Here is a 20385-nt window from a genome sequence, read left to right on the forward strand (position 1 = left end):
ATTAAAAGCGGGTTGAGAACCGATAACCCGTACCGCGTACTGTTTGTACCATTCTGTCATGTCCACTATGTTCGAGCGCTTTGCGTAACCGACGAATATGTACGTCAACCGTTCGGTCTTCGACATAAACATTGGTGCCCCATACATGATTGAGCAATTGTTCACGGCTATACACCCGCTCCGGGTGTGTCATAAAGAAGTGCAGTAGCTTAAATTCTGTTGGCCCCATATCCAATGGGTTTTCCCCGGTCATCACGCGATGCGACGACGGGTCTAGAATCAGCCCCTGCATATCGATCACTTCTTCTACCGCCATCGGAGAGATACGGCGCATCACAGCTTTAATACGCGCCACCAACTCTTTCGGAGAAAACGGCTTAGTAATATAGTCATCGGCCCCGACTTCGAGACCTCGCACACGGTCTTCCTCTTCCCCACGCGCAGTCAGCATCATCACCGGTATATCACGCGTCATAGCTTCACGTTTCAGGTGCTTAATAAACTGAATACCGGAGCCGCCTGGCAGCATCCAGTCCAGCAGAATCAGATCGGGGAAAGGTTCGATAAGCAAGTTCACTGCACTGTCATAATCTTCCGCTTCAACTGGCTGAAAACCGTTTTGCTCAAGCACAAAACTGACCATCTCGCGGATTGGAGCTTCATCTTCTACGACCAGAATGCGTTTCGCCATGATTTGTCTTGTCCAGGGAATAATTATTGTTGTTTCAATGCGGTGCCATTATGCGTCAGATTTATGACAGATTTATGAAAAAAATGACTGTTCAGCAACCCATCAATTTCATTTATGACACAGAGACATATGCCGTTTTCGCCTTGCCCCTGCATCTTCAAGGGCGACGTGTATATAATCGGGACTTCATTTTTAAGCCACCGGACAGGTCATGCGCATAATTCACACATCAGACTGGCATCTTGGTCAAAATTTTTATACCAAAAGTCGCGGTCCTGAGCACCAGGCTTTTCTTGAATGGCTGCTCAAAGCTGCCGTTGAAAATGATGTGGATGCCATAATCGTTGCGGGTGATATTTTTGATACCGGCTCACCGCCAAGCTATGCGCGAGAACTGTATAACCGCTTTGTGGTGCAACTCCAGGCGACGGGATGCTCGCTCGTGGTGCTGGCAGGAAACCATGATTCAGTGGCGACGCTCAACGAATCCCGCGAGCTTATGGCCTGCCTGAATACATATGTGATTGCCAGTGCCCGCCATGATGCAAGCCAGCAAGCTATCCGGCTCAATACCAAAAGCGGCCAGGCGGGTGCGATTCTGTGCCCAATCCCGTTTTTGCGCCCACGCGATATTCAAAGCAGCCAGGCGGGGCTGTCCGGCCATGAAAAACAGCGTTCTTTAATGGAAGCCATTAGCGAACATTATCAGCAGTGTTATCGCGCAGCCTGCGATTTGCGCGCTGACGCGAAGCTGCCGATTATCGCCACCGGGCATTTAACGACCGTCGGCGTGACAAAAAGCGATGCAGTGCGTGACATCTATATTGGCACGCTTGATGCCTTCCCGGCGCAGCATTTCCCGAATGCCGATTACATAGCGCTTGGCCATATTCATCGTGCGCAATTAATTGGCGGCACCGAACATATCCGTTACAGCGGTTCACCTATTCCGCTAAGTTTTGACGAAACCGGCAAGACCAAGAGCGTTTATCTGGTTGAGTTTGCCGAGGGTAAACTTCATGAGGTCACCCCACTGACTGTTCCAGTTAGCCAGCCGTTAGCGGTTATCAAAGGCTCGCTGTCTGAAATTGAACAGCAACTAGAACAGTGGCGCGATGCCCCGGCAGAACCCAAAGTGTGGCTGGATATCGAAATCGCCACCGATGAATACCTGCATGATATGCAACGCCATATCCAGCAAATCACCGAAACGCTGCCAGTAGAAGTGGTGTTGCTGCGCCGTAGCCGTGAGCAGCGCGAACGCGTTATCGCCCAGCAGCATAAAGAAACCCTGAGTGAACTCACCGTTGAGGAAGTTTTTGAACGCCGCCTGGTTCAGGAAGAGACCACCGAGGAGCGTGCGCAGCGCTTGCGCACCCTGTTTGCTCAAACCGTTGCCAGTCTGCATGACACGGAGGAACAGGCATGAAAATCCTTAGCCTACGGTTAAAAAACCTCAACTCCCTGAAAGGGGAATGGAAAATTGATTTCACCAGCGAGCCTTTTGCCAGCAACGGATTGTTTGCTATAACCGGGCCAACTGGTGCGGGGAAAACCACGCTGCTCGATGCTATCTGCCTCGCGCTTTATCACAAGACGCCGCGCCTCAATACCGTCTCACAGTCGCAAAATGATCTGATGACTCGCGATACAGCCGAATGTCTGGCGGAAGTGGAGTTTGAAGTAAAAGGTGTTGCCTACCGCGCATTCTGGAGCCAGAACCGGGCACGCAACGCGGTAAACGGCAATCTACAAGCCCCGCGTGTGGAGCTGGCAGAAGTAGCCAGCGGCAAAATAGTCGCCGATAAGGTCAAAGATAAGCTCGAGATCACCGCCAAATTGACCGGGCTGGATTACGACCGCTTTACCCGTTCGATGATGCTATCCCAAGGGCAGTTCGCTGCCTTTTTAAATGCCGATGCCAATGACCGTGCCTCGCTGCTCGAAGAACTGACCGGCACTGAAATTTACGGCACCGTTTCTGCGGCAGTGTTCGAAAATCATAAAAATGTGCGCAGCCAACTTGAGAACCTGCAAGCCCAGGCTGCGGGTGTAGCGTTATTGAGCGAAGAGCAGCGCCAGCAGCTTGCTGAGAGTTTGCAGGCACTTACTACTGAAGAAAAAGTACAGCTTGCAGAACAACTTAAACTCCAGCAACACCAGCAGTGGCTCGGCCTGCTTTCACAGCTCACACAGAAGCATACACAGACCCAACAGGCCTTGAATGCTGCAACCCTCGCAATAACAGAGGCGGCACCGCAGTTAGAAAAACTCACCCGAGCGCAACCCGCAGAAAAACTGCGCCCGGACTGGAAACGGTTACAGGAATTACAAACCACTCTACAAGCCACGCGCATTAAAACTGAGGAAGTGAACACTCGCTTACTTCAGACAAAGGCACGCCGCCAGCAGACACGGCTCGCAGCAGCAAGCCAGGCTGCAAAACTGACTGAAGAGGATACTCAGCTTCAGGATTGGCTGAAAACCCACGGACATTTTCGCTTGTGGGGGGCAGAACTGGCAGGCTGGCGCATGGCTTTCAGCCAGCAACAGCGTGATGCCACTCAGCTACAAACTTTGCAACGAGATATCGATGCCAGCCAGAAAAAACTCGCTCTGCTGCCTGTCATTGAATTGTCTCTTAGCGCAGATGAAGTTAGTGCTCATTTACAGACGACGATTGCCGCGCGCCCTCAGCGCCAGAGGCTTGCAACGCTTCAACCGCAGCTCTCCTCATTACTCAAGCGCAAAGCTCTTCAGCAACAAGAGCTCGCCATTCTTGAGAAACAGATTACCGAAGGCGATGCGCAGCTGGTGCTTAAACGCCAGCAATATAAAGAACGCCGCCAACATGAGAGTGATTTGGAGAAAGTATGCGAATTGGAAAAACGCATTGTCAGCCTGGAAGCTGAACGCGCCCTTTTGCAACCTGAGCAACCTTGCCCACTGTGCGGCTCCACGCAACACCCGGCGGTCGCTGATTACCAGGCGATACAACCAGGTGAAAACCAGCAGCGCCTGGATAAATTAAAACTGGAAGTAGCAAGCCTTGCAGAAGCGGGCTTTGCGATGAAAGGCCAGCTTGATACACAGCGCAAACAACGTGAAAACCTGATTCATACCATCAAGACCCTGGATGAAGAAGAAAACGAGCTGCGCGCTCACTGGCAACAACTGTGCGCCAGCCTGCAATTGGTGCTGGCACCCGAAGATGATATTCAGCACTGGCTCGAAAGTGAGGAGCAGCGCGAACAGCAGCTGCATCAGCTTAGCCAGCGCATTGTGCTGGAAGAACAGCTAACTCAGGCGAACGTCCAGCATCGTAAACTTGCCGATGAAATTGCAACCCAACGCGAAGCGCTGAACACAGCCCTGGAAAATGTTGGCCTGCAACATCCCGCTCACGGTGAAGAAAATAACTGGCTGGCGCAGCGACAGCAGGAATCGCAACTCTGGCAGCAACGCAGTGAACAGTTACCGCGTTTGCAGCAACAACTGGCAAGCCTTGAGGGTGTGTTAAATGCCTTTATTGACGATGGCACCGTGCCAGCGTTGCTATCCGAAAGCGAACAAATCGCAGAATTACAAAACTGGCACCAGCTGCACAGCGATTGCATTGCCCTGGAAAGCCAATGGCAAACACTGCAACAGCAACTGCAGCAAGAGGAAACTCGTGTTGCTCAGGCAAACGCGCAATTCCTAAGTGCGCTTACCGCAAGTCCCTTTACCGACGTGGAATCATTCCAGGCGGCGTTGCTGGATGAAAATGAACGCCAGATGCTTGAGCAGAAAAAACAGCAGCTTGAGCAACAACACCAGCAGCAAACCGTGCTCTGCCAGCAGGCTGAGAAAGCGCTAGCGGAGCATACTGCTGCTCGCCCGCAAGCACTGGCGGAAGATACACAGCTGAGCGAGCTGCAAGAACAGTTAGCCCATTGCAACCAGCAGTTGCGCGAGAACACCACTCAGCAAGGCCAGATTCAGCAGCAATTGCGCCACGATGCTGAAAACCGCCAGCGCCAACAAGGGCTGATGCAGGCCATTGTAGAGTGCCAGCAGCAAGTTGAAGACTGGGGTTATCTCAATGCGCTGATTGGCTCAAAAGAAGGCGACAAATTCCGTAAGTTTGCTCAGGGGCTGACGCTAGACAACCTGGTATGGCTTGCCAACAACCAGCTCAACCGACTGCACGGGCGCTATTTGCTGCAACGAAAAGACAGCGAAGCGCTGGAATTACAAGTGGTGGATACCTGGCAGGCTGATGCGGTGCGTGACACGCGTACACTTTCTGGTGGCGAGAGTTTCCTGGTCAGCCTTGCGCTGGCACTGGCGCTCTCCGATCTGGTGAGCCATAAAACGCGTATCGACTCGCTATTCCTGGATGAAGGCTTTGGCACGCTGGACGCCGAAACATTGGATACCGCGCTAGATGCGCTGGATACGCTTAATGCCAGTGGAAAAACCATTGGCGTCATCAGCCACGTCGAAGCTATGAAAGAGCGCATTCCAGTACAGATTAAGGTGAAGAAGATTAACGGGTTAGGCGTGAGTCGCCTGGCGAAGGAGTTTGCTGTCGGTTGATTTTTGCGGATGACGCTGCGCTTACCCTATCTACGAGCGCAGCGTCATAGGCCCGCTTTTATTTCTCTAATGGCCACAACCATGCAGCACCACGTACACCGCTGGAATCACCGTGCACCGCTTTACGAATTGGGGTTTCGCACTCGCCACCAAATACCCACGGTTTCACTAGCTGCGGCACCGTTTTGTACAAGCGTTCGTTATTGCTCATCCCACCGCCCAATACAATCACATCGGGATCAAGAATATTGACGATGTGCGCCAGTGATTTTGCGATACGCATTTCATAACGCGCGATCGCCAGTTCAGCGACAGGATCTTGTTGATCGACTAAATGCATGATCTCATTGCCTTTGAGCTTTTTCCCGCTCAGGCGATGGTAATCGGTGCCAAAGCCGGTACCGGAAATAAAGGTTTCGATGCACCCGTGTTTGCCACAGTAGCAAGGCACTTCCTCGCGAAAACGCAGCTCGTCTTCGTCCATCCAGGGCAATGGGTTGTGCCCCCACTCGCCCGCAGTACCGTTGCCACCAATCAAACTGCGGCCATTAATGGCGATACCTGAGCCACAGCCGGTTCCGATGATCACCGCAAAGACAATCGCTGCCCCTGCCGCTGCACCATCTATGGCTTCGGAAACCGCCAGGCAGTTGGCATCGTTTGCCAAACGCACTTCACGGCTTAGCGCATCGCATAAGTCTTTATCGAAAGGTTGGCCATTGAGCCATGTTGAGTTGGCATTTTTTACCACTCGGGTATAGGGCGAGATCGAGCCAGGAATACCAATGCCGACCGTTCCCTTCTCACCAGTGGCCTCTTCAGCCAGGCGAACCAATTCAGCAATGGTGCCAATGGTTTGCTGATAATCATTTTTCGGTGTTGGCAGGCGATGACGGAAAAGTTGTTTACCATCATCCGCCAGTGCGATCACTTCTGTTTTTGTTCCACCTAAGTCGATACCAATGCGCACAGCGATGCCCTCATTTAATTAGTGTTATCAACAGAATAGAAGTGTGGCCCTGTAAAGGCAATGAAACACAGCGGCTGATTCGCTATCATGCCCGCTGCGTTTAACTGACAGTCCGGGAAATAATCATGCTGTGGTTCAAAAATTTAATGGTTTACCGTTTAAGCCGTGACATCACGCTTTCAGCGGATGAGATGGAAAAACAGTTGGCCGCGTTTACTTTCACCCCATGCGGTAGCCAGGATATGGCGAAGACCGGCTGGGTGTCGCCAATGGGTTCGCACAGCGATGCATTAACCCATGTAGCCAACGGGCAGATTGTGATTTGCGCCCGTAAAGAAGAAAAAATTCTCCCGGCTCCGGTGATTAAACAAGAACTGGAAGCGAAGATCAGCCGTCTTGAAGCCGAACAAGCTCGTAAGCTGAAAAAGACCGAGAAAGATTCTCTGAAAGATGAAGTGCTGCACTCTTTACTGCCACGTGCTTTCAGCCGTTTCAACCAAACCATGATGTGGATCGATACCGTCAACGGTTTGATTATGGTCGATTGTGCCAGTGCAAAAAAAGCTGAAGATACGCTGGCACTGCTGCGTAAAAGCCTCGGTTCGCTGCCTGTTGTGCCACTGGCGCTGGAAACCCCTATTGAACTGACGCTGACTGAGTGGGTACGTTCTGGCGACGTGCCTCCGGGCTTTGCGCTGATGGATGAAGCCGAGCTTAAAGCTATTCTCGAAGGCGGTGGTGTAATTCGCTGCAAGCAGCAGGATTTGGTTTGTGATGAGATTGCCGCCCATATCGAAGCCGACAAAGTGGTAACCAAACTGGCTCTCGACTGGCAAGAACGTATTCAGTTTTTGATTGCTGACGACGGTTCGATTAAGCGCCTGAAGTTTGCCGATACCCTGCGTGACCAAAATGAGGATATTGACCGTGAAGATTTCGGTGCTCGTTTTGATGCAGATTTTATTCTGATGACGGGTGAACTGGCGGCGTTGATTAAGAACCTGGTGGAAGCACTGGGCGGCGAAGCTCAACGCTAACATTTTTCAGAAGATAATGTTTTACCCTAAATAATTCGAGTTGCAGGCAGGCGACACACCTGCAACTTGAAGTATGACGGGTAAATTATTTATCAGCTAAATAACGGCAAAGATACGACGTAGGTTCAGCGACTTGTAAATGGAATTCGCTGTGTCCTGGGACGTGGAACACGGTGCCCGCTGCATAAGTTTTCCACTCGGTTTCACCCGGTAGTAAAACGTGTAATGCACCACTGATGACGGTCATTTCTTCTGGTTGAGCCGTGCCGAAAGTATATTCACCTTCAACCATAACCCCAACACTCGCGCGGCCAGTGCTGCTGCTTGTAAAACCAATAGACTTCACTTTACCGGAAAAGTACTCATTACTTTGAAGCATGACCAGGCCCTTTTTAAAATAGTTGAAAAAACAATATAGAGGGGAACTTGAGAGCCTGTCACGCAAATTATTACCCGCCGTTAAGCGAGCAATTCTGACGCTAAACGCGCAATCAACACGTTCGATAACAATACCGGGACATCTAAGGATTTTTGCAACAAATCGCGATGTTTTTGATGGAATCCAAGGCAGTCCAGCACCAAAACATCTGCACCACTCTCTACCAGTTTCTTCCCTGCATCGATAAGCTCTTGATCAGTTCCATGAACAGGGTTAGCCAGTTCATACAATGGCTCAATGGGTAGTAACTCCCATTTTTTGTTCTGATATTTCATCATTTCGGGAACGGGCAGAATGATACCGACCTGGTGCCCATCGACTATTGAAGCCACAAGCGGGGGGATAATTCGCTCAGGCTCCAGCAAAATACCTTTACGCACCGAGAGATTGGCTAAGCGGTGTGTGCTCATCAATAAAATGACATCGAAACCCTGGTTATCCAGCACCTCAATAACACTTTGCAACGCTCGTTCTACTTTCTGCTTCCCCACGTAAGCCAAAACGTTACCGGTTAACAGCGTCAGAAGTTGTTCTTCATCGGGTGACGGTGAAAATTCCTCCATCACTTCGTCATAAGAAAGATTACCTAACAGACTGAAAGTTTTAATTTGTTCTTCAGAAATATGGTCTGTGAGTAGCGGCAGTATTTCACTGACCGGAACGACACCGATGGTGAGAATTGCCAATGTTTGTTTCATGTTTCGTTCCGCCCTTGTCCCATATCAGTCCTTCGCTACTGCACTGGTATCTTTCCTGTGAATGATACTCTGCTGAAGGTCGCTCAATAATTAACCACAAAGCGTAGCAGCATATTTGCAGAGCATCTGCCGGAATATTCAACGAAACGTCAACGACATCTTTACAACATCACGATAATGATTTGTTAACAACAAGATTGAACGAAAGGTGTGATTAATGACCAGGTCATTGAGTTAACTCGAAAAAGAGGGGGGTAATCATGGCGTCCATGCCGAGGTATTACGTTTTTTGCGGATCTTCATAACGCCGCTTCGCATCCAGCGCTTCTTTTTCTGTTTCGTGTTCACTAATCAGCGTATCAGGATGTGGATGGTCGGCACGGAGTTGATACCAGGTCACTGTTTGGTCTGTTGCACCTTTTTCAACTGCAACAACACGCGCTTCCCGAGGATATGGAGGATTGCTCGCCATCGCTCTTCCTTTGGTGATGAATGAGCGTTAAGTATAGCCAGGAATCAGCTGGCGCGAGCCGTACGCAGAGCCGTTAGTATTGCCTCGACAATTTCAGCCGGAGGGCGAGTCGCATCAACGACATGGTGTGCAGCCTGGTTGTATAACGCTTCCCGTGCGGCAAGAACTTCAACGATTTCATCGGTGATCGGCCGCCCTGTCAGGGTTGGGCGTTGGCCTTCTTCCGGGAAGGCTTCTAAACGCGAAGCCAGAATTTGCGCCGGTGCGCGCAGGTAGATAACCACGCCATGCTCGCGCATAAACTGCCGGTTACTTTCAGCAAGAACCATACCGCCACCAGTGGCGATAACCGTCCCTGGAGCCGTGACACTTTGCAGTGCGCCCGACTCGCGGCGACGAAAACCTTCCCAGCCTTCTTGCGCCACAATATCGGCAACGCTCATATTGGTGCTTTCTAAAAGGTAGTGGTCGGTATCGACAAAGTTACAGCCCAATGCCTGCGCTAATGCAACACCGACGGTTGTTTTGCCACAACCTCGCGCGCCGACTAAATAAATGGGTTGAGTCATCGGTGGCTAATCCTTAGAAGTCCGCCAAAGGTTGTCATCATACCAGCAAGCTAGTACGTGGAATAGAATTACATCGGTATTAAGCGCTTTTTGAACGTCCAGCGACAAGCAGCCATTTTTCCAGTTCATTGGCAAACATCTGGCGGTCGCGCTGATTAAGACTATCAGGCCCACCGGTTTGCACTCCACTGGCTCTTAATGTATCCATAAAATCGCGCATCGTCAGGCGCTCACGGATGGTAGCAGGTGTGTAAAGCTCACCGCGAGGATTTAACGCAATCGCCCCCTTTTCCAGCACATCCGCTGCGAGCGGTATATCAGCCGTGACCACTAAATCACCTTTTTCACAACGGCGCACAATTTCGTTGTCAGCCACATCAAAACCCGTCGCGACTTGCAGGGTACGAATATAGCGTGAAGGTGGGGTTTTCAGCCCCTGATTGGCTACCAGAGTTACCACAATTTGCGCACGCTCAGCCGCACGAAACAGCACTTCTTTTATGACTTTTGGACACGCATCGGCATCCACCCAAATTTGCATGACGACTCCTGGTTGTCAGTGGGAATGGGACGATCTTGCCGTGCTTTTCCGTCAATCGCCAACTTTATCTTTGCTTGCTGTTTCGCCTGGACGTAGCGTGAGCGCCTGAAAGCACGGTAAGCTATGCTCATCACACAACTCAAAAGATGGAGTGAGACTTTGGATAAGAAAATTGGATTTATTGGTTGCGGCAACATGGGAAAAGCCATCCTGGGTGGCCTGATAGCCAGTGGACAGGTACTTCCAGGTAATATCTGGGTCTACACACCGTCGCCCGATAAAGTGGAAGCCTTGCGCGACCAGTACGGTATTAATGCGGCGCAAAGTGCACAGGAAGTGGCGCAGATCGCCGATATAGTCTTCGGCGCAGTTAAGCCAAATGTGATGCTAAAAGTTCTGGGTGAAGTTAATTCCAGCCTGAATAAAGATAGCGTGGTGATTTCAATTGCTGCAGGCGTTACGCTGGATTCGTTGGCTAAAGCATTAGGCCATGACCGCAAAATTATCCGCGCTATGCCTAACACGCCAGCATTAGTGAATGCAGGCATGACCTCAATTACGCCAAACGCTCTGGTTACTTCAGAAGATATTGCCGATGCGGTGAATATTTTCCGCAGCTTCGGGCTTGCCGAAGTCGTCTCTGAAAACATGATCCACCCAGTCGTTGGTGTCAGTGGTTCAGCACCGGCTTATGTCTTTATGTTTATCGAAGCAATGGCTGATGCCGCTGTGCTAGGTGGAATGCCGCGCAAGCAAGCGTATCAATTTGCAGCACAGGCAGTGATGGGTTCGGCCAAAATGGTTCTTGAAACAGGCCAGCATCCTGGTGAGTTGAAAGACATGGTGTGTTCACCGGGCGGTACAACGATTGAAGCGGTAAAAGTTCTGGAAGAGAAAGGGTTCAGAGCCGCAGTGATGGAAGCCGTAGTGAAATGTATGGCCAAATCCGAGCACTTAGGTAAATCATAATTTGTCTGCCCTCTCCCGTAATGGGAGAGGGTTTTAAGCCGCAATATCGGCGACCTCAGTGCGGCTACGTCCCAGATTTTTGGCTTTATATAACGCCACATCGGCCGCTTTTAACCATTCGCGATAATTAACCATACTTTTATCAAACTCCGCCACTCCGACGCTTATGCGCAGCGAAATACGCGGTGCATGAGGTATGCGAAACTCTTCAAGATATTCCCGTACTCGTGCCATCGCCTGTATTGCGCTTTCTTGAGCCGTGCCGGACATAATTACGCCAAACTCGTCCCCACCAAAGCGCCCGATAACATCGGTAATACGCAGAGTCAGTTGCAGATGCTCGGTAAGCGCCAGAATAGCCTCATCCCCCACATCGTGCCCGTATGAGTCATTGATTGATTTAAAGTAATCAATATCAATGAGTAACAAAGTGGCACTACGCTGGTAACGCTGGCAGTTATCATACTCACCATGTAGCAGGTGCTCCCAGTGGCGGCGGTTATATACACCCGTCATGCCATCACGAGTGCTCATGTGCATTAAACGCCGTTTATGTTCGGAGAGTTTGAGAGCAGTTCGGTAACTAACCAGGCCAAAGTAAGTCGGGTAAATCAGCAGGAGTGGCAGGCAAATCCATACTTGTGATGGCATGGTTTGCAGATTGAGCGGTATCTGAGACAAACCCAACGTCAGCAAGCAACTCAGTACAATTACCCCCAAGCCACCGAGGAACAATTTCAATCCGCCACAACCGACGTTGTTCATACACAATATTGCGAGAATTAGCGCTGATGGCAAAGCATTCAACCCCATCACCGCAATCCACACGCCACCCATCAAAGAATCGACCATTAAGTTACGGATTTCAGCTCGGGCGGGATCGGATGCACGATCTGCAGTTTGCCATGCGAAGTGGGGCCAGATAAAACTATAGGCGACCAGTAGCAACCACCACCACCCCGACACTGGTTGCATAACGAGCACCGAGGAAACACAGAAAAAACCGGTCGCTAATCCTATGATTCGAGGGATATAAAGTCGTCGGGCAAATCGTCGCGCGGAGCGATGCCGGTCGTCATCAAGGTACGTTGAGCTATCCATAAATCCCCCAGGAAGCCATCTTCCAGAACTGTATTCATCTTTCATGATAATTAGGAACATTCTGAAATATTTGCCGTAATTATAGAAAGTTTAATCCGGGGGGAAAGTATGATTTTATGAGTGAGTCAGCTAACCGACTCACCCATTTAGGCTATCAGGATTGTTTTTTCAGGCAATTACTCATAAATGTTTTTCGTGTATCGCCGGATAATGTTTTTTTGCCTGCTTCAGCATTACAGTCTTTCATTTTCTGCTGCTGCGGCGTCAGACTTTTATCTGCTGGCGCTGACTGACTATTTTTCAGGCAATTGCTCATATACGTTTTACGGGCGTCCCCTTTTAGAGTTTGAGAGGTCGCTTGTTGGTTACACGACGTCATACGTTGCTGCTGCGGCGTCATCGCTTTATCTGCCGCCGCAGCCGACCCCATAACACCCGCCAGTAACACCATTATCAATACAGTTTTCATAGCACCATCCTTTTTATTGTGGTGAATTAATTTTGGTCTGTAGTTGGGAAAATGGCGAACCAGCAGGCCATGTATTGTTCAAGCGGAGCGATAAAGCACCGCATTGGCACCAGGTTTCAGGGGGGGGATTAAAATGTACCAGGTGAGGTAAGATAGCTGGATGCTGATTGACTTTAGTTATTCTAATTAATAATAAGAAAATAAATAATGTGAAACTCCCACAAGAGAAATCAAGAATAGATCAAATCAAATAGTTGGAGGAGTCAATAATCGCGATAAATATTGTTTAAGCAAACTGGTATCATCAGTAGTCACTGAATCATCAGGTTGAGTTTCATTTAAAGCATCTTCAATATTTGTGATTATTGCTCGTCGTTCGCTGCCCTCCATTCTTTCGAGCATGGCGAAAATCACTATTTCCAGGGCTTCTATCTGTGCAACAAACTCTTTTGACTCTTCTTCTTTTTCAGCGAGTTTAGCCAGTAACTCAGAAATAAGGTTTTTCATAGTTCTAACCGCCAGGGATTTGAAGCATGACGTTAGCATTATGATTTCAGATTTCCTAGAGGGTGCAGTGACTATTTTTATATGACTTGTTAAATATGTGCCGGAGCCCAAAAAATATCATCAGGCAACTATTCCGACACTTAAATGGATGACAACTACTATAGCAATCTCATGACTGCCTATTTTTTGAGCAGGCAATAAAAATAGCTTCCGGATAAATGGAATATATTATGACCCAAGCTGTTTTCTCTGGGCATCTTGTTGGTTTTTACGCCGCAACATTACCGCCAACTGCCAGACATTCAGCAATACAACCAACGCGGTAGCAAGAAATACCCAACGGTAACCCGCCATCGCGGAAACGCCGGCCCCCATAAGCGGCCCAACAACGTTCCCAAGATACATAAAGGACTGATTATACCCAAAAATCCTTCCTGTAACTTGGTCACTGGAATACTTAACCAGCAAAGTTTGAACCGCGGGTAACATCGCGCCATCTGCAAAGCCAAGTAAAAAGCGCAATACAGCCAATTGCAGCGGTGATGTTACCCACGACATAGCAAAAAATAATATCACTGCAAAGATTAGCGTCGCCATTAATACTCTGGCGGTGCCGATTCTGTCTCCCAGCTTGCCTAATCTGGGGGCGGAAATAAGAGCTGATATCCCAGGAACTGCAGCAATAAAACCACTAATGAATGCAATATTATTGCTTTCAGGGGAAAGATGCTTGATGAAAAGGGCAAGTATTGGCCCGACGGAACCATTACAAAGTTGAATGACCATCGTGGTGACGAACAGACTTATCATTAATTTAGGATAAGGTAATGACGCAAACACGGCTTTACCCGATAGCCGATCGGCCTTGCTAATATTGGGACGAGCGCCTTCTTTTATCAGAAATAACGTCACTAAAAAACTTACCATCAACAATGCAGCTGTGACGTAGAAGACCATCCGCAACCCAAGGGTATCAGCCATATATCCACCCAAAAGTGGACCAACAATAACACCACTGATTTGTGCAGTGGAAAGTGTACTTAATGCCCAGCCACTGCGTTCTCTTGGAACCTGGGAAGCCACCAGCGCCATCGCATTTGGAATATACCCAGAAGTTAACCCCATCACTGCGCGCAAAATAAAGAGTTGCCAAACATTAGTGGCAAATGCCTGTAGCAAAATAGCGACCGCCATACCCAGAGAAGCACGCAGCAGCATTAATTTTCGGCCTTTGCGGTCAGCAAGGCTTCCCCACATCGGAGACACAATGGCGGACACCAGAAACGTCACACTAAAGGTCAGACCCGACCACATAGATAACGCTTCGTGAGAAGTCACACCAAGTTGTTCTACATAAAGCGGTAAAAACGGCAGTATTTGGCTAATGGCAAGCCCGGTAAAAAAACAACCGAACCACACCGAGATAATGTTGACCTTCCAGGATTCCATACCGTGCACGCTTTATTAGTGGGATAAAAAGATCAGCTGAATAGTGTGAAGTTTATCATACAAATTAATTTTATCGACAAAGCCCGTAGCCTCGCATTCCCATATGAAAATGATTGGTATGAGCAGCGTTATATTCGGGCCCCAACGCATTGCCAAAAAATGAACAACTGTTTTCGAATACCACATGTAGATATTCACGCCCCTTCCCTTTACCTCTCCAGTCTTTCAGGACACTAATTTGTTGCTGATTGGCAAAGCTAAAACCGCTGATATCCAGCGCATCTGCTGTAGCATGCTCACTGCGTCGAGCCCCTTCACGATTGTAGATATTTCGACAGGCAAAACTCCCCAGATGGTTAATGCGCGTAAGCTTGCTGCCCATTTCAGTTTGTGCCAACGGAACGGCGCGTTGATGAATAAACATCGTGCTGCTTAGCGCAAGCGAGCAACTTGCCAGAAAGCTGCTGCTAAGCCCTACGCTGCCAAAATCCACCACCCTAACTGCGCCAGTTAGTGGGCAATTACCTTGGGTATCCGCAGAATTGCGGAAATTTATCTGTCCACGCGCCTGTGCCTGCTGCAACAACGCAAGGCAAGCTTGCGGATTGTTTACCATCTGGCGCAATTTGTAGCGTGTAACCTGCGTTGGTGGATCATCAATAGATAGTGGCGTAAAGGGATTGTACTGCGCAGGCAGGCGCTGATAGAGCCAGAACCCCACTGCGGCCATCATGGCTATGACAATCACAATTTTCACTCCGTTCACCATCCTTTCACCTGATTTTGTTTACGGAATAATCATTATAGAAGCCGGTCGGTTTTAAGCGGCAGGAAGCACATGAATCCTCGTTATGAGCGTGGTATGTTGTCCGCCTTTGTACTGTTTAAGGATGGATTTGGGCATGGCAAAACTGCGGGTTGGTATCGTGTTTGGGGGCAAGTCAGCTGAGCACGAAGTATCATTACAGTCGGCGAAAAATATTGTCGACGCCATTGATAAATCAAAGTTTGAAGTCGTGTTACTGGGCATTGATAAACAAGGCCAGTGGCATATCAATGATGCGTCCAACTATCTGTTAAATGCAGAAAACCCGGCATTAATCGCTCTGAATCGCTCAGGGACAAATGTTGCCGTGGTGCCTGGTCAAACAGAAAACCAACTGATTGAATCCTCCTCCGCTGCGTTTTTAGCGCCTGTAGATGTCATTTTCCCGATTGTTCACGGCACGTTGGGCGAAGATGGCTCTTTGCAAGGTATGCTTCGCATGGCTAACCTACCATTCGTTGGCTCCGGTGTGCTGGGTTCAGCCGTAAGCATGGACAAAGATGTCACTAAGCGTCTATTACGTGACGCTGGTCTGAATGTTGCTCCATTTATTACCCTCACCCGTTCAAACCGAAACAAAACCAGCTTTGCCGAAGTCGAAGCAAAACTTGGCCTGCCATTGTTCATTAAACCTGCCAACCAGGGTTCTTCCGTGGGCGTCAGCAAAGTAAATACCGTGGCGCAATATGAAACGGCAGTCACGTTAGCCTTCGAGTTTGACCATAAAGTTGTGGTGGAAACCGGCATTAAAGGCCGTGAGATTGAATGTGCAGTATTGGGTAACGATGAGCCACAAGCGAGTACCTGTGGTGAAGTGGTGGTAAGCAGTGACTTCTACTCTTACGACACCAAATACATTGATGATAAAGGCGCGCAAGTTGTTGTTCCTGCGTCAATCCCGGAAGATATTAACGACAAAATCCGTGAGATTGCAGTACGTGCTTATCAGACCCTGGAATGCTGCGGAATGGCGCGAGTTGACGTATTCCTGACAGCTGATAATGAAGTGATTATCAATGAGATCAACACACTGCCAGGTTTTACTAATATCAGCATGTATCCAAAACTGTGGCAGACAAGCGGTTTAGATTATCAGACACTGATTACCCGTTTAATTGAACTGGCTCTTGAGCGCCACCTACAAGATTGCGCTCTGAAGAGTTCGATTACTGCCTAAGCCTTACTCTTTCGCCGTCTCCGTATCCTCGGGTTCCGGACGACGGCGAATAATAAACCCAGCCAGCCAGAAACAAATTACCCAGGTCACAAGCCCAACAGCATAATTTTGCCAGCCTTCGGTTTTAAACCCCAGCAAGCCAATCACACCATTCAAAATAAAGATCAAACCAATCGCTACAGCGTAATAGTGCCAGTCACGGCGCATTTTTAAAGAGAGTGTTTTCGCAGACATGGTGCAATCCGTCAGGGCAAAAAGAGGACTTATTGTGGCACAGGGCGTGGCGATAAACCGCACGTTAATACGGGCTAAACAGAATATTGTTACGCAAATTTCACCTAAGTTACAAATATGTGATCTCAAACATATATTCACAAACCAGGAGCATTCCGCCCGTTAAATTACCAACAATCTGATATTGACAACCCATATGACCTGCCAAACTCAACGCAATTGAAGTAGCAGGCCCCAGCCTGAATCGTTTTACTGTTGCATGGGAGGTCGTGATGGCTGATATGAGTTTGTCGAAACAGGTTGTTCCTGTAATAACCACGATTTCAACAACGAAAGCAGAGGGATCTACCCAGAGTAATCTGGCTTACGCTGTGTTCATTTTGTTCTGCTTTTGGGTCGGTACGCAGATACTGGGTTTGATAGTTCACTCTCCTGGAGTGCTTGAACATCTCGCGCAGGGTAATGATGCGTCGCGTCCGCACATTGAAATGGGATTCGCAGTAAGCACTGTATTTGGTCTGGTGCCATTCCTCGCGGGATGTGCGGTAATCGGTTTGATTAGCCTTGTGCTAAAATTCTACCAACGCCACCATTTTTAAAGGTGTCTTATCCAATGCCGAGTCGAAAACTTCGTTCGTAGGGCGGGTAAGCAAAGCATCACCCGCTTAGCCACCCTACCAGTCTGACTTACAATTTCATACACGCCGCACGCCGCTCATCAACCCGCTTTGCAAACCATGCTGTCGTCAAATTACGAGTAATTTTCGGACTCTCAAGCGTAATACCCGGCAACATTTCACGCGGCAATTTCTTGCCCGTTTTTTTCTCTGCTATCGCATAAACCTGCTGGTATAAGTCCGTTTTCTCAAAATCTATACTGTCACCTTTCTCCAGCGCACGATGAATCTGGCTTTCACTCATATCGAGTTTGCCTGCCAGTTTCCTTACTGCCAACTCAGTGCTGCCTGCTTTATCTGTGTTGTAGAGAATTAAATCGCCATCCAGCGCTAGTTTTACACCGGTAGCCTTACTGACCGCACTCTGGAATGCAGCATTACGACTGGCATACCATCCCGCATTGAAGTCGGCAAAACGATATAGCGGCTGAGTATAATTTGCCGGGTAATTCAGCAAATGATAGGTACCGAACCATAATCCACCACGCCGAGTGAACACTTCCTGGCGCACTGTGCCCTCCATCTTCCACGGGTAACCTGAAGTGTGCTGCTCAGCAAAAGCAATGCTGACTTGCATTGGCCCACCAGTGTGTACCGGGTTCAGATTGCCGAAAAGTTTCTGCCCCATTGGCACCATGTCGATAAAATCATCAAAGATCGCGCTCAGTTGTCCTTCTGTTTTCACATTATCCAGGCGCTCGCTGTAGCTCTTCCCATTTGGCGATTTAATTAATAACGCGGTGTGGACCAGAAAAACCGGGATATGCATTTTCTCAGCGCGACGGTCGATCTCCTTCCAGGCAATTTTGCTCAGATTTGGAACCACCGGGTCAGCAACCAAATTGGATTCCTGCTGTGCCACTGCCAGTACCGAGCAAATATTCTCTTCGCTAGGTGCAATATTCTGGCTCTTGAACGTGACCGCTAAATCTTTCGCCCAACTGTTGCGGTCTTTCATGCTGGCAGGGATTTTTTGCTTCACTACACTTTCAACATCAACAGGTTTTTGGGTTTCCGAAACAGAGGGTGTGCTTTTAGTGGTACACCCCGCCAGGACAAAAATAGCACCAAGGCCGAGGGCAAATAGCCCATGCTGTCTGCTTAAAGTGATTATGGTCATAACGTTCCGTTGTAATTGTTTTCTAAGGCAGGATGAAACAATAGCAGTTCTGCCATCTGCCGTTTATCAGAGATTGACTGATAAATACTGAGGGCCATCGGCTCGCTGACATAAAGTGCGATCTTCTTGACACAAACTTGACACTTGACTGCCTGGTCAGTAATTTCACATGTAATTACTGACCAGGCAAGTATCATGAAAAACAATCCGGGTATTATCGATAACAAATTTCATCTCGGTTTGCTTATCCACCTTGCGAACCAGTTTAAAGACCAGCTTATCAGCCAGTATTTCTCTGGTATGGATATTACCGCCGCACAATTTAAGGTGCTGATTAATATTTATAAAGGTGTCACAAGCCCGGTCGAAATCAGCAAAACTCTGGTGATGGATGCTGGCGCAATGAGCCGCATGGTTGATCGTATGGTCAAACGCGAACTGATCGTTCGCTCCCCAAATCCACAAGATAAGCGCCAGGTGATTCTGGCTCTGACCGACAAAGGCCTGATTATTTGCGACCATTTTCAAAACGAAGCGCTAACCTCAATTATCAGTGACCTCACCGCACGCCTGACGCAGGAAGAATCCCAACAGCTGGTTAAACTCATTACCAAAATGCTGCCGGATGAAATTACTGCGCCACATTGCTAACACCGTATAAAGGCCAAAAGATGGAAACCACCCCAGAAGTGCACGTTCAGCGCTCCAGTAAACGCAAACGTAACTTTATTATTCTTATCCTGATTCTCGTGCTGGCAGCCGCGGGCTGTCTGGCATGGTATTTCTTATATGCTCGTTATTACGAGTCTACCGATGACGCCTATGTAAACGGCAACCAGGTGGCGTTAACGCCACAGATTGGTGGCACAGTGACTCAAGTCACTGCTGACGAAGGAGACTTTGTCGAGAAAGGCCAGCCGCTCGTGTTGCTTGACCCAAGCGATACCAAAATTGCACTTCAGCAAGCAGAAGCAAACCTTGCCAATACCGTGCGACAGGTTCGCGGTTTGTACAGCACGGCTGATAATTACCGCGCTCAGGTCGCAGCAAAACAGGTTGCTCTGCAAACTGCACAAAACGACTATGCGCGCCGCCAGAAAATTTTCTCAACCGGTGCAATCGCGGCTGAAGATCTCTCGCATTATCGCGATGCAGTATCTAGTGCACAAAGTGATTTGGCTGCCGCACAACAAGCGTTACGCACCAACCTTGCGATGGTTGATGACACGGTGATTGATAGCCACCCTGAAATCAAAACCGCAGTGGCGACACTGCGCCAGCGTTACCTTGATAATGCGCGTACTACCATTGTTGTCCCTGTCAGTGGCTATGTTGCGAAACGCGCGGTGCAGTTAGGAATGAGAGTGACCTCCGGTACAACATTACTTGCCATCGTGCCACTGAATGAGGTTTGGGTTGATGCCAACTTCAAAGAAAGCCAAATGAGCACCATGCGCCTTGGGCAAAAAGTAACGCTTAGCGCCGATCTCTACGGCGATGATGTTGAGTACCACGGAACCATTGAAAGTCTGGGAATCGGCACCGGCAGCGCGTTCTCTTTGTTGCCAGCCCAGAACGCCAGCGGTAACTGGATCAAAATCGTTCAGCGTTTACCTGTGCGCATCACGCTTGACCCGCACGATATGCAGAAGCACCCGTTGCGTGTTGGCTTATCGATGAATGCCCGTGTAGATATTCGCAACAATGAAGATGGCCATCTACTGCCACAACAAACCGTTAGCACGCCTCGCTTTACCACCGATGTTTATAAAGACTCGCTGGAAGCGGCAGATAAACTTGTGGCAAAAATCCTTCATGACAACAGCAATGCGGTAGCTTCAAGCGCCCATTAAGAGAG

Annotated in this window: 22 protein-coding genes; 8 read left to right on the top strand and 14 right to left on the bottom strand. The window is 49.0% G+C overall.

Translation table 11 applies throughout. The annotated features are described in order from the left end of the window. Position 1: 1 nt before the first annotated feature. Positions 2-691: a phosphate response regulator transcription factor PhoB gene (gene phoB, locus EDF88_RS08640; RefSeq protein ID WP_064516559.1), complete on the bottom strand. Its 690-nt coding sequence runs from the start codon at positions 689-691 to the stop codon at positions 2-4. 211 nt (positions 692-902) lie between these two features. On the opposite strand from phoB, the gene sbcD reads away from it, so the two are divergent. Together sbcD and sbcC are read left to right on the top strand one after the other, a co-directional pair. Then, positions 903-2120 (top strand): exonuclease subunit SbcD, encoded by a 1218-nt coding sequence (gene sbcD, locus EDF88_RS08645; RefSeq protein ID WP_134184069.1) that lies wholly within the window; start codon positions 903-905, stop codon positions 2118-2120. After that, on the top strand, positions 2117-5272 hold the full coding sequence (gene sbcC, locus EDF88_RS08650) for an exonuclease subunit SbcC (protein ID WP_134184071.1): 3156 nt from the start codon (positions 2117-2119) through the stop codon (positions 5270-5272). Before sbcD ends, sbcC begins: the two co-directional genes overlap by 4 nt. Positions 5273-5330: 58 nt before the next feature. Here the strand turns inward: sbcC and mak are convergent, their stop codons facing one another. Further along, positions 5331-6242, bottom strand: coding sequence for a fructokinase (gene mak / locus EDF88_RS08655; protein ID WP_134184073.1), 912 nt, complete (start codon positions 6240-6242; stop codon positions 5331-5333). 125 nt (positions 6243-6367) lie between these two features. Between mak and rdgC the strand changes: the two genes are divergently transcribed. Beyond that, positions 6368-7279, top strand: coding sequence for a recombination-associated protein RdgC (gene rdgC, locus EDF88_RS08660; protein WP_064516551.1), 912 nt, complete (start codon positions 6368-6370; stop codon positions 7277-7279). Positions 7280-7364: 85 nt separating this feature from the next. Here the strand turns inward: rdgC and ppnP are convergent, their stop codons facing one another. The 5 genes from ppnP to EDF88_RS08685 all read right to left on the bottom strand — a co-directional run bounded on the left by ppnP (position 7365) and on the right by EDF88_RS08685 (position 9998). Next, entirely contained in the window at positions 7365-7658 is a 294-nt protein-coding gene (gene ppnP, locus EDF88_RS08665) for a pyrimidine/purine nucleoside phosphorylase (RefSeq protein WP_034457894.1), read from the bottom strand. A gap of 80 nt (positions 7659-7738) precedes the next feature. Then, on the bottom strand, positions 7739-8416 hold the full coding sequence (locus tag EDF88_RS08670) for an AroM family protein (protein WP_134184075.1): 678 nt from the start codon (positions 8414-8416) through the stop codon (positions 7739-7741). Positions 8417-8696: 280 nt separating this feature from the next. Continuing rightward, positions 8697-8888, bottom strand: coding sequence for a YaiA family protein (locus EDF88_RS08675; RefSeq protein WP_064516547.1), 192 nt, complete (start codon positions 8886-8888; stop codon positions 8697-8699). A gap of 44 nt (positions 8889-8932) precedes the next feature. After that, positions 8933-9457, bottom strand: a complete 525-nt coding sequence (gene aroL / locus EDF88_RS08680; protein WP_064516545.1) for a shikimate kinase AroL — start codon at positions 9455-9457, stop codon at positions 8933-8935. A gap of 79 nt (positions 9458-9536) precedes the next feature. Then, positions 9537-9998, bottom strand: coding sequence for a YaiI/YqxD family protein (locus EDF88_RS08685; protein WP_134184077.1), 462 nt, complete (start codon positions 9996-9998; stop codon positions 9537-9539). A gap of 159 nt (positions 9999-10157) precedes the next feature. Here EDF88_RS08685 and proC point away from each other — a divergent pair, with 159 nt between their 5' ends. Further along, on the top strand, positions 10158-10967 hold the full coding sequence (proC, locus tag EDF88_RS08690) for a pyrroline-5-carboxylate reductase (protein WP_134184079.1): 810 nt from the start codon (positions 10158-10160) through the stop codon (positions 10965-10967). A 33-nt stretch (positions 10968-11000) separates the two neighbouring features. Here the strand turns inward: proC and adrA are convergent, their stop codons facing one another. The 5 genes from adrA to EDF88_RS08715 form a co-directional block, all read right to left on the bottom strand. Next, a complete protein-coding gene (gene adrA, locus EDF88_RS08695) occupies positions 11001-12128 on the bottom strand; it encodes a diguanylate cyclase AdrA (protein WP_134184081.1) in 1128 nt (375 codons plus the stop codon). Between the two features lie 94 nt (positions 12129-12222). Further along, complete coding sequence (locus tag EDF88_RS08700) at positions 12223-12537, bottom strand: PsiF family protein (RefSeq protein WP_134184083.1); 315 nt, start codon at positions 12535-12537, stop codon at positions 12223-12225. A gap of 246 nt (positions 12538-12783) precedes the next feature. After that, a complete protein-coding gene (iraP, locus tag EDF88_RS08705; RefSeq protein WP_134184085.1) occupies positions 12784-13044 on the bottom strand; it encodes an anti-adapter protein IraP in 261 nt (86 codons plus the stop codon). A 228-nt stretch (positions 13045-13272) separates the two neighbouring features. Continuing rightward, positions 13273-14493, bottom strand: a complete 1221-nt coding sequence (locus EDF88_RS08710; protein WP_064516533.1) for a multidrug efflux MFS transporter — start codon at positions 14491-14493, stop codon at positions 13273-13275. 70 nt (positions 14494-14563) lie between these two features. Continuing rightward, positions 14564-15262, bottom strand: a complete 699-nt coding sequence (locus EDF88_RS08715) for an extensin family protein (RefSeq protein WP_134184087.1) — start codon at positions 15260-15262, stop codon at positions 14564-14566. A gap of 133 nt (positions 15263-15395) precedes the next feature. On the opposite strand from EDF88_RS08715, the gene ddlA reads away from it, so the two are divergent. Next, positions 15396-16496, top strand: coding sequence for a D-alanine--D-alanine ligase (gene ddlA, locus EDF88_RS08720; RefSeq protein WP_134184089.1), 1101 nt, complete (start codon positions 15396-15398; stop codon positions 16494-16496). 3 nt (positions 16497-16499) lie between these two features. Here ddlA and EDF88_RS08725 read toward each other — a convergent pair whose 3' ends face one another. After that, entirely contained in the window at positions 16500-16730 is a 231-nt protein-coding gene (locus EDF88_RS08725) for a DUF2754 family protein (RefSeq protein WP_134184091.1), read from the bottom strand. Positions 16731-17011: 281 nt separating this feature from the next. Here EDF88_RS08725 and EDF88_RS08730 point away from each other — a divergent pair, with 281 nt between their 5' ends. After that, entirely contained in the window at positions 17012-17329 is a 318-nt protein-coding gene (locus EDF88_RS08730) for a DUF2755 family protein (protein ID WP_134184211.1), read from the top strand. An 88-nt stretch (positions 17330-17417) separates the two neighbouring features. Here the strand turns inward: EDF88_RS08730 and EDF88_RS08735 are convergent, their stop codons facing one another. Further along, positions 17418-18527, bottom strand: a complete 1110-nt coding sequence (locus EDF88_RS08735; protein ID WP_134184093.1) for a DUF1615 domain-containing protein — start codon at positions 18525-18527, stop codon at positions 17418-17420. Positions 18528-18722: 195 nt separating this feature from the next. Between EDF88_RS08735 and EDF88_RS08740 the strand changes: the two genes are divergently transcribed. Both EDF88_RS08740 and EDF88_RS08745 read left to right on the top strand, forming a co-directional pair. Further along, a complete protein-coding gene (locus EDF88_RS08740) occupies positions 18723-19178 on the top strand; it encodes a MarR family transcriptional regulator (protein WP_064516519.1) in 456 nt (151 codons plus the stop codon). Positions 19179-19198: 20 nt separating this feature from the next. After that, on the top strand, positions 19199-20380 hold the full coding sequence (locus tag EDF88_RS08745) for an efflux RND transporter periplasmic adaptor subunit (protein WP_134184095.1): 1182 nt from the start codon (positions 19199-19201) through the stop codon (positions 20378-20380). Positions 20381-20385 lie beyond the last annotated feature (5 nt).

It is taken from the genome of Buttiauxella sp. BIGb0552 (genome assembly GCF_004366275.1).
GTDB classification, from domain to species: Bacteria; Pseudomonadota; Gammaproteobacteria; order Enterobacterales; family Enterobacteriaceae; genus Buttiauxella; species Buttiauxella gaviniae.